Genomic DNA, 12844 nt, shown 5'->3' on the forward strand with positions numbered 1-12844 from the left:
TAGTGTGACTTTTCAGTCGCATTTTTCTTATTGATAGCAAACGTTTTACTAATGTTAAAGATGTGATCCTTCTCATAGACAATGCTGTAAAGTTACCGGTAACATCCATCTCAACGTTACCGGTAACATATAATTACAAACCGGACTCTGTGAAACTCATAAGGATACCCAAATGAAAGCTCTGACTAAAACGCTGATTGCTGCCTCCCTCACTGGTCTATTTGCTACTTCAGCAATGGCTGCTGACTTTAAACTTAAAATTCAATCTTCAGATCCTTCTGGTGACTTGAACTTCAAAGTTCAGCAGAAGTGGGCTGAGCGCGTAGAGACGATGTCTAACGGACGTATTGATATCGATCTTCTGCCTGTAGGCGCTGTGGTTAAGCACACAGAAACGCTAGGCGCGATCAAAATGGGCATCCTAGATGGTCACATCACAGCAACAGGTTACTTCTCTGGTAAAGATCCAGCATTTGGTCTTATCGGTAACATGGTTGGCGCATGGTCAGACACAACACAACTGCTTCAGTACATGAACTACGGTGGTGGTAACGAACTAATGACTGAACTGTACAAGCCTTATGGAGTTCAGTTTGTTGGTGCTTCTACGACGGGTGTTGAATCTTTCATTTCTAAAAAGCCAATCGATGGTGTTGCGGATCTTAAAGGCCTGAAATTACGTGCGCCTGAAGGCCTAGTACAACAAGTATTTGCAGCCGCGGGTGCGACACCAGTAAACCTACCGGGTTCTGAAGTATTTACTGGCCTAAGCAAAGGCGTAATTGATGCCGCGGACTACACGGTATTCTCTACCAACCAAAAAGCGGGCATGAACGACATTGCAACACATCCAGTTCAACCGGGTTTCCATTCACTACCGCTTATCGATATCTCTATTTCTCAGAAGAAATGGGACAAGATGCCAGCTGATCTACAAACAATGCTGCAAACATCAGTGCGTGACTTCTCTTACGACATGACAACTCAGCTGAAAATGGCTGACCAAGCTGCACTGAAAGAAGCTCAAGCGAACCCAGAAATCACTATCCATGACTGGTCTCAAGAAGAGCGTAAGAAGTTCCGTGAAATCGCGAAAGGCCAATGGAAGGTATTTGCAGAGCGTTCTGATAACGCAGGAAAAGTTTACACCTCAGTGACTGTGTTCCTAGAAGAAAACGGCTTACTGTAATTCAAACTTAGTTTACTGACGGGGGAGGGCATTGCTCTCCCGTATTCTCCCAGGATATTTGGCCCATGACAGACAAAACTCCCCATGCCCCAGCTGAAAACGACGAGCAACCAAGAAATGCGCTTGATCGTTTTGTTATAAAGTTCAGTAATCTCGTGAGCTGGTTTTTTATCTTTACTGTATTGATTTCATTTTATGAAGTTGTGATGCGTTACGCATTCGATGCCCCGACCACATGGGTACATGAAACAGCTTCTTTCATCGGTGGTTCTTTATTCATTATTGGTGGTATCTACGCGTTTGCTGCGAATAAGCACGTGCGTGTGGTTCTTATTTACGACTCAGTGTCTAACCAAGCACGTAAATATCTTAATCTCGTTCACCATATTGTGGGTTTGGCCTTTGCTGGCATGCTCGCTTACGCGGCTTACTTCACTGCGGAAGAAGCGTGGTTTGCACCATGGGGTGAATTCCGCCTTGAAACATCAGGCTCAGTGTTAAACGCGCCTTATCCTGCATTGTTGAAAGGCCTGATCTTTGTCGTTTTGTGTGTTCTTGTTGTCCAGTTTGTATTGCACCTAATCCAAGAGTTGATGGGTCTAAGGAAGAATGACGATGTTTGATTTATCTTCTATTGGTATCGCATGGGGCAGCTTGCTCATGCTGGTTATGATGATTGGCTTGCTACTGACCGGTATGCAGTTGGCCTTCGTAACAGGCTTTGTCGCGATTTTCTTCACTCTATGTTGGTTTGGTCCTGATGCTTTACCTTTGATTGCGAGCCGTACCTACAGCTTTGCTTCTGGTTATGTGTTCCTCGCGGTTCCCATGTTCGTATTGATGGCGGCTCTCTTAGACCGTTCGGGTATCGCGCGTGACCTGTTTGATGCAATGAAATCGGTCGGACGTAAGGTTCGTGGTGGTGTTGCAGTTCAAACGCTATTAGTTGCGGTTCTATTGGCTTCGATGTCGGGCGTTATCGGTGGTGAAACGGTACTATTGGGTATTCTCGCACTGCCACAAATGCTTCGCTTGGGTTATGACCGTAAGCTTGCTATCGGTACAACCTGTGCGGGTGGCGCACTTGGTACCATGCTTCCGCCAAGTATCGTATTGATCATCTACGGCATGACAGCCAGCGTATCGATTGGCGACCTGTTTAAAGCTTCTTTCTTGCCAGCGTTTATCCTTGCGGGCTGTTACATCGGCTACGTATTGATTCGCTGTAAGCTGAACCCTGCTCTTGCGCCAATTCCAAGTGATGATGAGACAGAAGAAGACATCGCCAATCAGCCAAGCTACTTCAAGGCTCTGTTCTTCCCACTCCTTTCAGTAGCAACGGTTTTGGGCAGTATCTACACGGGTATCGCTTCAGTAACAGAAGCGTCTGCTTTGGGTGTAGTTGGCATCATGATCAGTGCGCTAATCCGTGGTGAACTGAACTTCAGCATGTTGAAAGAGAGTGCCATCGCAACCATGCGTACCTGCGGCATGATCATGTGGATTGGTATCGGTGCAAGTGCATTGGTTGGTATCTACAACTTGATGGGCGGTATTGATTTTGTTGAAGAAACCATCCTTGCGCTCAGTGGCGGTAACGCGACAGTAACGCTATTAATCATGATGGCTATCTTGTTGGTACTAGGCATGTTCCTTGACTGGGTAGGTGTGGCACTTCTAACAATGCCAATCTTCGTTCCAATCATTACTGGCCTTGGTTTTGATCCAGTATGGTTCGGCGTTGTGTTCTGTCTAAACATGCAGGTGTCGTTCTTGTCACCACCATTTGGTCCCGCGGCCTTCTATCTGAAATCGGTAGCGCCAAAAGACATCAGCTTAGGTGAGATATTCTCTTCACTACTGCCGTTTATTGCACTTCAAGTATTGGTTCTGGCACTGGTTATTATCTTCCCTCAGCTCGCGCTTTGGTGGCAATAACAGCGAAGGTTCTTGAGCGAGTTTAACGTTCAGGAACCTATCAACAGCAACACAAGTTTAACTATTAGATTCGATTGTCAGCCCCTGTTTTGGTTGGGGCTTAGGGAAGGCTTGCCTTATGAAAAGCAAAAAAATACTCGTGATGGGCGTATCTGGATGCGGGAAAAGCCTAATTGGTAGCCGTATCGCACAGGCTTTAGAGCTTCAATTCTTTGATGGCGATGACTTCCATCCGCAAAGCAACGTAGAAAAAATGCGTCAAGGTATTCCACTGACTGACGAAGATCGTCAAGGATGGTTAGAAACACTGAATAAGCAATATATCGAACAGCCAAGTGCTGTGATTGCTTGTTCTGCATTGAAACCTCAATACCGCAACATTCTGCGAGAGAACAATGAAGGCTTGGTTATCGTCTACCTACAGGGTAGCTTCGACACCATTTGGAACCGCCATAAAGCGCGCGAGAACCATTACTTCAATGGTCAAGAAATGTTGAAAAGCCAGTTCGCAACCTTGGTTGAACCGAATGAAGCCGATGCGTTGTTTGTTGATATCTCACAAGATGTTGAACAGGTAGTAGAAAGTGCACTCAAACAAATTAAGCAGATAGGCTAAACCATGACTCAGTTAAAAAACGACATTGCGATGATTGGTTTAGGCGTTATGGGCAAAAGCCTTGCACTCAACTTACTGGATAACGGCTTTAACGTTGCTGGCTTTGATTTGAATACAGACAACATTGAGCGCGCTAGTTCAGAAGCAAAGCTGCTTAATGAATTGTTTACTGGTAAAGGTCAGTTCACACAAGGGACTAGCCTTGAGCATGTACTGCAAGGGCTAGCGAAGCCGCGTGTAATCGCTTTGTCGGTTCCTGCTGGAAAACCTGTCGATATCGTCGTGAATAGCTTGCTTGATGCTGGCTTAGAAAATGACGACATTGTTATCGATACGGGTAACAGCCTTTGGACAGATACCGAGGCGCGTGAAGTGGGCTACAAAGGCAAACTGCGCTTCTTTAGCACCGCCGTTTCTGGTGGTGAAGAAGGCGCTCGTGTTGGCCCTGCGCTCATGGCGAGTGGTGACCAATCGGCTTGGCAATATGTGAAACCGATGTGGGAAGCGATTGCTGCAAAAGTGGATGCTAATGGGCTACCGGTTGCTCAGTTTGAAGCGGGTGAAGCATGCGCTGCCTATGTTGGTCCTTCTGGTACAGGGCACTATGTGAAAATGGTACACAACGGTATTGAATATGCCGACATGCAGCTCATCTGCGAAGTGTATCAGTTCATGCGTGATGTACTTGAAATACCAGCTCAAGAGATTGGCCAAGTTTTCGAACAGTGGAACAACGGTGTACTTAATAGCTACTTAATGGAAATCAGTGCCGACATTCTTCAACAAGAAGATTTGGCTACGGGTAAACCATTTGTTGATGTTGTGCTTGATAAGGCTGGCCAGAAAGGCACAGGCTTATGGACAGCTGTTAACAGTCTTCAGGAAGGCTGCCCAACTCCAACCATTGCACAGGCGGTTTATGCGCGTGCAATGAGCGGTCAAAAATCACAACGTATTCAAGGGAGAAAACTGCTAAAAGGCAATGTTGCCGATGCGAGTCAGTTGGATAAAACAGAGGTTATTTCTGAGCTTCATGATGCTTTGTATTGCGCCAAGTTGTCTGTTTATGCGCAAGGTTTTGATTTGTTGAAAACAGCGTCAGACAAAGAGGAGTGGAATCTCGACTTTACTCAGATAGCTAAGATCTGGCGCGCGGGTTGTATTATCCGTGCTGCTTTCTTGCAAAGTATCACGTCGGCTTACCAACAAAATAGTGAGTTAGCGAACCTGTTGTTTGATGAGGCTTTCATCAAACAAGTGGAAGAGCGTGAGTTGGCTTGGCGTATCGCCGTTGCTAATTCTGCTTTGTATGGTGTGCCGATGCCGGGAATTAGTTCAGCATTAAGCTACTTTGATTCTCTGCGCTGTGAAGTGCTACCAGCGAATCTATTGCAAGCGCAACGTGACTATTTTGGCTCACATACCTATTCACGAGTCGATAGAGATGAAGCTGAAAAGTTTCACGTGACTTGGAGTCAGTCTCCGAGAACTGAAGTAAAAGTAAACGCTTAAACAATCAATAACGCCCTCAACAAGAGGGCGTTTGTAATTTTGACGCTGTATCAACATTTTACTAAATTAGGCTTCAAATTCCACGTCAGTCGGATACACTGTTACCAGTAACATAACTCAAAAATAATAATTACTAATTATGTCGAATAAGAAAAAACGTCCAACATTACAAGATGTTGCCAACTTAGTTGGTGTCACCAAAATGACCGTCAGTCGCTGCCTGAGAGACTCTTCTCAAGTATCAGAAGCACTGCGAGATAAGATCAGCGCTGCAGTAGACGAGCTAGGTTATATCCCTAACCGCGCACCAGACATTCTTTCCAACGCAAAAAGCAATGCGATTGGTGTTTTGGTCCCCTCGTTAACTAACCAAGTTTTTGCTGAGGTTATCCGTGGTATCGAGCAAGTCACCGCACCTGCGGGTTATCAAACCATGATTGCTCACTATGGCTATAGCGCTGAACTGGAAGAACAAAGCATTGCTTCGCTGCTCTCGTACAATGTTGATGCGATTATTCTGTCTGAGAATGTCCACACAGATAGATCTCGAAAAATGCTGCAGACCGCTTCAATCCCCGTGATTGAGATTATGGACTCGGTATCGCCAAGAATTGAACAAGCCGTCGGCTTTGATAACTTCGAAGCGGCTAGAGCGATGACCAAAACCATGCTTGATAGAGGGCGCGCTAATATTGCTTACTTAGCAGCTCGTATGGATGAGCGTACTCGCTTAAAAATGGCCGGCTATGAACATGCGATGCAGGAAGCTGACAAAACGCCTGTAACACTGCAAACGGAAGACGCTTCCTCGTTTACTCTCGGTGCTAAACTGATTGGTGAGCTACTTGAGAAACACCCACAAGTGAATGGCATTTTCTGTACTAACGATGACTTGGCGATTGGTGCCTTCTACGAATGTATACGTCGTGGTATTCAGGTTCCAGAACAGATGGCGATAGCCGGTTTCCACGGACACGACATTACAGTGGCGATGACGCCTCGTTTAGCTACTGTGCTAACACCTAGGGAGCAAATAGGTAAAGTCGCGGCAGAGCAAGTTGTAGCGCGTTTACAAGGCAACAATGAATGGGTGGCGAAGCTGGATCTTGGTTATGAGATTGAAGTAGGTGAGAGTATCTAATCTTACACTTCGGCTTTGATCTTCATCGGATTGAAACTAAAACGCCCTTAACGAGATGAACTTTGCTAAGGGCGTTTTCAATTTGTCTTTCTATACTTTTAGCATCGAGGCTTTTGTTGCAACGATCTTTAGCTAGCTAAGGCCTGAGCATCCTGTTGTTTCAACACTTTGTGACCATCTTCAGTCACGCCACGTTTCCAGTAACTGCTGATGTAGATGTTCTCTTTGGTTACTTCTTTTTCGTTTCGGAAGTACTGTCTTAGTTCACGCATGCTTTCAAATTCACACGCCGTCCATACTGAAACCTGCCCCTCTAACCATCCAGTGTTACGCACGGTTTGTGAAAGGGATTCCGAGGTTTCATCTTCAATTAACCAAGTAACTTTGATGCCTTTGGGTGCTTCAAGTTGTTGCTTGTCTGCTGCTGAATTAATCTGAATGACAGCGTGGCCCGTTGCGTGCTCTGGAAGTGATTTTACTTTTGCAGAAAGAGCAGGGAGCGAGGTCATGTCTGCGACTAAGAAGAACCAATTAGACTCCAGATTCAGCCCTTGAATCAAACCAGGGCCTGCCACTGAAACTGAGTCACCCACTTTTGCGTTCATCGCCCATCTTGCAGCGAAGCCACATTGCAGATCTGTGGTTATGTGGCGTACAAAATCAACTTCAATCCACTTTTCTACTGGGTTGTATTGACGAATGGTGTAAGTGCGCATGGTTGGGCGCTCACCGTCATTCAGTTGGCTTAAATCAGTGGTGCCGAGTGGCGAGAACAAAAGCTTGATGTAGCCGCCGGCACATTCGATTGGGTACTTACTTAATCCTTCACCGCGAAGCGTTATACGCTGCATATTCGGTGTAATTGTTGAGGTTTGAGTAACGGTTAATGTGATAGGGCTAGGCTTGCTCATATAAGGCTCTCTTAGATTTTGATTTTCACATCATAATCCTGAACAGGAAAACACTCAATACTAATGGTTATCATTTACTTTTATTTACACAGCGCAACCTGAACCTCCATCTATTTACCTACCAATCCTGACATCTATTTATCTTGATATCCATATCGAGAAAAAGCCCTTTAGAAAACTAAAGGGCTTGATGAACGAGCTTGTTGAATAAGAGTGTTATTAGCTGTTTGCTTGCTCTAGTTCAATCGTTTCATCAGCGGCTTTCGCAGCGTCTAGCATCTTACGAATAATGAACGATGCTGCCATTGCGATACCAACCATTACTACCGCTAGGATAGTTAATAGTTGGAAGTAATCACCGTAAACCGTTTGAACGATCTCTTGTGTGATCTCTTGGCCTTTCTCAAGTGCAATAGACGTTGAGAATACCGCGCCAACAATGCCTGATAGTGCGATTGCGACAGAGAATAAGCTTACTGAGAAGTTCTCGATGTGCTTAGGTGCAACAGACAGAATGAATGCAACAACCATAGAACCAACAATAACCTCACCAAATGCTAGGAAGAAGTGGATTGCTAAGAACACTTCAGGGCGAATCAGAATATCTTCACCAACGGTTGTTACTGCCATCGTTAAGATACCGAAAGCGATCGCCGTCAGAATGAAAGAGAAACCTACTTTGGTTGCGGTAGAGAAATGAATGTTTTTCTTTTCTAGTTTAGAGAAGATGCCCGTAATGATAGGGCCTGCAACCATACACCAAAGTGGGTTCATTGCCATCGACGCTTCAGGTGCTACAGGGATGAAACCGAATAGATCGCCACGCATTGTGTTGATTGCAACCATTGTCATCGATGTCATCATTTGACCGTAGTACACGAAGAAACATGTCGTCAGGAATGTGATGATTAAGATCGTGCCCATTTTCAGCATGTCTGACTTCTTCGATTTCATCATCAAAGAGACAAAGTAGATGATCGCTGCACCACCAATTGCGTACACGATGTTCTGGCCGATATCCATGTTAGAAAACATGAAGAATACCAAACCAATCATTGCAGCTGAAAGGCCAAGGAATGCAGCCCAGTGTTTAGTGCTTACTGGTTTTTGGTCGATTTCAGCACTTGCTTCAACAAGGCCTTTGCGAACAAAGAGCATCATCAGAAGTGCGGTACCTGCTAGAGCAGCTGAAAGAAGGAAGCCACCGTGGAAACCAACAACAAGCACTAGCATCGGGAACAAGTACTGACCTAAAAGCGCACCAATATTGTTGACTGAGTAGTTGATAGGGTAGCAGTTTTCGAAATCTTCCTGAGTTTTGAACGTGCGTTTGTAAAGACTTGGGTAAGAAGGGGACATCAAACCACGCGCATAACTCGCTAAAGCAATACCACATAATGCCATTGGAACATTGGTCGCCGCGGCACCGAGTACCAGTAGAGCATAACCACTTGCGAACCCTAGAAAGGCAATGGTCAACGATCGGTATGCGCCTAAAAATTTGTCGGCGATAAAGCCACCTGCAATAGCAAATAGCGGTCCGATTGCAGAGAAAGCACCAACAACCATCATTGTGTCGGCTTCATTGTAGTTAAGATCTTCAAGGAAGAAACGAGTCAAGATCACCATGACGCCATAGAACGAAAGTCCAAACATCATTTGGCAGAACATCATTGATTTGTTTAATCTATTCCACATTATTTTATTCTCACATTAGTATTAAGATGTAGTGTAATAACCTAATTATAATACCATCACTAGCAATACATAAAATGAAACATGCATCCCAAACAGAACTTTACTCGATATACCTTTTCTTATGAGTGCATTGATATTTCTCATGAATGAAATTTGCAATGTTAGATTTTGATAATGGATACATAACTGTGAGAAGTTCAACTACCTTCATTTGTGGCTAAGTAATGAACGGATAAAGGAAAAGTTAACATTGGTCATCTTGTAAAATGTTCAAGTGAGTGTCACTTTTTATTGGCTGTTGGATTTTAGCCAATAAAAAAGCCAGCTTGGTGGCTGGCTTTTGTTTGGATATCGAAAACTAAGTTTACAATAACGGTTCTGAGTGAGGCGATTTCTCGTCGTGCGTATCAACGATGTCTTGCGTTTCAACTATTCTCTGTATCTCGACTATTCATCGCATCTAGCTAGTCACCGCATCTAACTGGTCACCGCATTTAATTGGTCACCGCAACTAGCTATTCACACGGTGGCGCCATGTGGATCACCGCTAAACCACCTAAAGACGTTTCACGGTACTTCTTGTTCATGTCTTTACCTGTTTGGTACATGGTTGCGATAACCTTGTCTAACGAGATAAGGCACTTGCTGGTACGTTTTAGCGCCATACGTGATGCGTTGATGGCTTTCATTGCACCCATAGCGTTACGTTCAATACACGGTACCTGAACAAGCCCACCGATCGGATCGCATGTCATGCCTAGAGAGTGCTCCATTGCGATTTCAGCTGCGATACAGATTTGCTCGTTGCTGCCACCGCGCAAAGCGGTTAAGCCAGCAGCAGCCATTGATGAAGATACGCCGACCTCACCCTGACAACCTACTTCTGCTCCAGAAATTGAAGCATTAGTTTTGTATAGGATGCCGATAGCACCAGAGACTGCCAAGAAGTCTTTCAACTGCTTGGTGTCGAGCTCTTTAATGAAACGATGGTAGTACATTAATACCGCAGGAATAACGCCAGCCGCACCATTCGTTGGAGATGTTACCACTTGGCCACCCGCTGCGTTTTCTTCGCTTACAGCAAAGGCAAACAGGTTAATCCAATCCATGATCTCCATTGGATCATTTTCAATCGAAGCATTCGCCTCAAGCTTTTTCAGAAGAGCAGGCGCTCGACGCGTCACTTCTAAACCGCCATCAAGAATACCTTCGGTGTCAAAGCCACGCTGCATGCACAGAGACATCACCTTCCAAATTTGGTCAGCTTTTTGGTCAATCACATCCATGTCTTGGAAAGACACTTCATTGCGCAGGATTAAGCCACCAAGGCTAAGCCCTTGCTGCTCTGACAATTCAAGTAGTTGGTCGGCAGAAGAAAAAGGGAACTCAACTTGTGTTTCTGCTTCTTGCTTGCCGTTTTGTAGCTCATCAGCGGTTGCGATAAAGCCACCACCAATTGAGTAGTACGTTTCCATATCTAGAAGACTACCGCTTGCGTCAAACGCAGAAATAGTCATGCCATTTTCATGAAGCGGAAGATTAGTTTTATGGAAGAGTAAGTCGCTTTCTACATCGAAGTGAATTTCATGGTTACCGCTAACCAGTAGAGATTTATCTTCAATCGCTTTACGCATTGCTTGGTTAGCACTGGTAATCTTAATAGTGTCGGGGCGGTTACCGAGCAAACCTAACAAAGTTGCTCTGTCTGTGTGATGACCAATACCCGTTAATGATAACGAGCCGTATAAGTCGATTTGAATACGGTTCACTTGCTTAAGCTGAGCATCAATTTTTTGGGTAAAGTTAAACCCAGCGATCATTGGTCCATTTGTGTGGGAGCTGGACGGGCCAACCCCAATTTTGTAGATATCAAAAATAGACAGCATAGTAACTTCCTGTGAAGACGGTTCGATGAACGAACTCTGGTTAAAGTATATCTTTTGTTAACCTCACTTCTTTGAGTGAGCGTATTCTTTCAATGAGATTAGTGTTAACAAGCGTGTAGTTCGATGAAATACAAGACCGTGCTATTTTTGCTTTATATAGCTGCACGTTGATTCTTGTGTACCATAAGATGTTGCTATCAATAGTGAGCATTATTGCGAGCTACATTTAGGAATTTAAAAATACTTTTGTTAAGAACTATTGTATACATAATTCACTCCATCTAATCACTAAAACGAGACTTGAACATAAAATGAGCATTAATCACCTCCTTATTGTGCTAGGTAAGCGACTTAATGGGAATAAATTGACTGATGAAGGCATCAGTCGAGTTGATGCTTTGGTGGAGTATCTGGCGGGGCCTTTGGCAGAAGAGTCTATTCAGAAAACGGGTGTTGCATTTTGTGGCGGGGTGACAAAAGGTCAAACCACCTCTGAAGCGGATGCAATGCACCAGTATTTTCGAATTCTGGAAAGCCAGCGAGAATATCCGTTTTCCTTGGGGGCGATTTTGCTAGAGCAGAACTCGACAAATACGGTTGAGAACATTCAGAACTTAGCTTCAGAGATGATTGAAAGTGGACTGTTTACCCGTGGGCAGAGTGTGCAGGTGACGTTTGTTTCGAATGACTACCATTTACAACGTATTTTCGAGATCCAATCGCTCATGGACGAACAAGGCTTGCTTAAGGTTTTGGTTGAGAAGTGCTCTGCACTTGGGGTGGAACTACAAGTCGATCCTCAGCTAGAAGCTCATGTTGCGGTGCCATATCCTCATCAAAATACTCAAGGGCAATTGTTTCTGTTGATGGATGTGCTGACAACCTATCGAGTTTATCTTGAAGGTGTTTCTGCGGGCACATTCAAGCGAGATTTGGAGTTAGTTAGGGGGGAGCCTAAAAGACTGTCGTTGGAGGCACTGATAGCGGTAAAGGCGTTAGTAGAGGGGGCGCCTCATTTTGACATCGTCGACAGCTTACTCCCAGTATTGGAGCGCTGTATCCAGCAGACTTCAGTGGGTACCGACATAAAACAAGTCAGGGAGTACCTAGCATTACTCGATACTAACCTGACTTTATTGAATCGTTATTTAGACCCAGAATCGGATCACACACATCGCTGGTGGCGATAGATCTTTATTTCTTTCTCGTGATGCCAATAACGGTCTTTAAGCTCGCAAACGCAATCAGGCAGTAAGCCAAAAGTTCAGTGCCTTCTTCTGCGATGTTTTTAACCACGCGAACATAATCATCGCCCATAACATTGTGCCAAAAGCTGCCCATGCCAAATAGACGAGAGAACACCAACAGTAGCATTACGCCAGTAACGAGTAAGTTCATGTGTGGGGAAGCAAGAATAAGCGCAAGCTGATCAATGGTTCTTTTACCATTCTTAATCGCATAGAAAATTGCACTGCCAGCAACCAATAGGGCAGGGACAACCCATGCACCATGTACGATCTTGTCGAACCAAAAATCCATTTCACGAATGAACAACACTGCGAAGAATGCGCTGATAAGAAGAGCTGCGTGCTTAACTTCGCGCCTCTTTCTTGCTAAATAAGCAAAAGAGCCAGATGTCACGATAAGCAGTAACTGTTGCAGCATCTCGGTCGCCGAGACCTCACCAACATTGCCATTTAGCAATACAAAATCAATTCGAAGTGCAAGGTTTGCGACAATGCCTATCGCTAAAACAACGAGAGCTGTTTGGCATCGTTTGTAGATCACTTGAGATGTCGATTGGGAAAGGGTGAACTCTGGCAGTTCAAACGACATTGGAGTTTGTTCATTGGTTTTAGATTGGCTTTTCATAGTAATTCGATGTGTAAATATTTGTAACGGGCAGGCATTCTATCGGCCTCGGTTAGGGCTATGTCAGGGAAATGTCATAAA

General features: G+C 44.7%; 11 protein-coding genes. 7 read left to right on the plus strand and 4 right to left on the minus strand.

Annotated elements, in window-relative coordinates; all coding sequences use genetic code 11:
• Nucleotides 1-172 precede the first annotated feature (172 nt).
• The 6 genes from L3V35_RS18360 to gntR all read left to right on the plus strand — a co-directional run bounded on the left by L3V35_RS18360 (nt 173) and on the right by gntR (nt 6396).
• A complete protein-coding gene (locus L3V35_RS18360; RefSeq protein WP_009845626.1) occupies nt 173-1189 on the plus strand; it encodes a TRAP transporter substrate-binding protein in 1017 nt (338 codons plus the stop codon).
• Nucleotides 1190-1254: 65 nt separating this feature from the next.
• Complete coding sequence (locus L3V35_RS18365) at nt 1255-1812, plus strand: TRAP transporter small permease subunit (RefSeq protein WP_017079674.1); 558 nt, start codon at nt 1255-1257, stop codon at nt 1810-1812.
• The gene (locus tag L3V35_RS18370) at nt 1805-3127 is read left to right on the plus strand and encodes a TRAP transporter large permease subunit (RefSeq protein WP_017082452.1); all 1323 of its coding nucleotides are present in this window, start codon (nt 1805-1807) and stop codon (nt 3125-3127) included. Before L3V35_RS18365 ends, L3V35_RS18370 begins: the two co-directional genes overlap by 8 nt.
• A 118-nt stretch (nt 3128-3245) precedes the next feature.
• On the plus strand, nt 3246-3743 hold the full coding sequence (locus tag L3V35_RS18375; protein ID WP_237300414.1) for a gluconokinase: 498 nt from the start codon (nt 3246-3248) through the stop codon (nt 3741-3743).
• 3 nt (nt 3744-3746) lie between these two features.
• Nucleotides 3747-5255, plus strand: a complete 1509-nt coding sequence (gene gndA, locus L3V35_RS18380) for an NADP-dependent phosphogluconate dehydrogenase (RefSeq protein WP_237300415.1) — start codon at nt 3747-3749, stop codon at nt 5253-5255.
• 139 nt (nt 5256-5394) lie between these two features.
• Entirely contained in the window at nt 5395-6396 is a 1002-nt protein-coding gene (gene gntR / locus L3V35_RS18385; protein WP_237300416.1) for a gluconate operon transcriptional repressor GntR, read from the plus strand.
• A 128-nt stretch (nt 6397-6524) separates the two neighbouring features.
• Here gntR and L3V35_RS18390 read toward each other — a convergent pair whose 3' ends face one another.
• The 3 genes from L3V35_RS18390 to L3V35_RS18400 form a co-directional block, all read right to left on the minus strand.
• On the minus strand, nt 6525-7307 hold the full coding sequence (locus tag L3V35_RS18390) for a siderophore-interacting protein (protein WP_237300417.1): 783 nt from the start codon (nt 7305-7307) through the stop codon (nt 6525-6527).
• A gap of 219 nt (nt 7308-7526) precedes the next feature.
• The gene (locus L3V35_RS18395; RefSeq protein WP_346730177.1) at nt 7527-9005 is read right to left on the minus strand and encodes a peptide MFS transporter; all 1479 of its coding nucleotides are present in this window, start codon (nt 9003-9005) and stop codon (nt 7527-7529) included.
• Between the two features lie 515 nt (nt 9006-9520).
• On the minus strand, nt 9521-10891 hold the full coding sequence (locus tag L3V35_RS18400) for an L-serine ammonia-lyase (RefSeq protein ID WP_237300418.1): 1371 nt from the start codon (nt 10889-10891) through the stop codon (nt 9521-9523).
• A 311-nt stretch (nt 10892-11202) separates the two neighbouring features.
• Between L3V35_RS18400 and L3V35_RS18405 the strand changes: the two genes are divergently transcribed.
• On the plus strand, nt 11203-12081 hold the full coding sequence (locus L3V35_RS18405; RefSeq protein ID WP_237300419.1) for a YdcF family protein: 879 nt from the start codon (nt 11203-11205) through the stop codon (nt 12079-12081).
• Between the two features lie 4 nt (nt 12082-12085).
• Here L3V35_RS18405 and L3V35_RS18410 read toward each other — a convergent pair whose 3' ends face one another.
• Nucleotides 12086-12763, minus strand: coding sequence for a hypothetical protein (locus L3V35_RS18410; protein ID WP_237300420.1), 678 nt, complete (start codon nt 12761-12763; stop codon nt 12086-12088).
• Between the last annotated feature and the right edge of the window lie 81 nt (nt 12764-12844).

Source organism: Vibrio sp. L5-1 (assembly GCF_021728315.1).
In the GTDB taxonomy this organism is placed as follows: domain Bacteria; phylum Pseudomonadota; class Gammaproteobacteria; order Enterobacterales; family Vibrionaceae; genus Vibrio; species Vibrio splendidus_K.

Excerpts from the sequence above, each read along its gene's own strand:
- L3V35_RS18360 (WP_009845626.1), top strand. The coding sequence starts at position 173 with ATGAAAGCTCTGACTAAAACGCTGATTGCTGCCTCCCTCACTGGTCTA.
- L3V35_RS18365 (WP_017079674.1), top strand. The coding sequence starts at position 1,255 with ATGACAGACAAAACTCCCCATGCCCCAGCTGAAAACGACGAGCAACCA.
- L3V35_RS18370 (WP_017082452.1), top strand. The coding sequence starts at position 1,805 with ATGTTTGATTTATCTTCTATTGGTATCGCATGGGGCAGCTTGCTCATG.
- L3V35_RS18375 (WP_237300414.1), top strand. The coding sequence starts at position 3,246 with ATGAAAAGCAAAAAAATACTCGTGATGGGCGTATCTGGATGCGGGAAA.
- gndA (WP_237300415.1), top strand. The coding sequence starts at position 3,747 with ATGACTCAGTTAAAAAACGACATTGCGATGATTGGTTTAGGCGTTATG.
- gntR (WP_237300416.1), top strand. The coding sequence starts at position 5,395 with ATGTCGAATAAGAAAAAACGTCCAACATTACAAGATGTTGCCAACTTA.
- L3V35_RS18390 (WP_237300417.1), bottom strand. The coding sequence starts at position 7,307 with ATGAGCAAGCCTAGCCCTATCACATTAACCGTTACTCAAACCTCAACA.
- L3V35_RS18395 (WP_346730177.1), bottom strand. The coding sequence starts at position 9,005 with ATGTGGAATAGATTAAACAAATCAATGATGTTCTGCCAAATGATGTTT.
- L3V35_RS18400 (WP_237300418.1), bottom strand. The coding sequence starts at position 10,891 with ATGCTGTCTATTTTTGATATCTACAAAATTGGGGTTGGCCCGTCCAGC.
- L3V35_RS18405 (WP_237300419.1), top strand. The coding sequence starts at position 11,203 with ATGAGCATTAATCACCTCCTTATTGTGCTAGGTAAGCGACTTAATGGG.
- L3V35_RS18410 (WP_237300420.1), bottom strand. The coding sequence starts at position 12,763 with ATGAAAAGCCAATCTAAAACCAATGAACAAACTCCAATGTCGTTTGAA.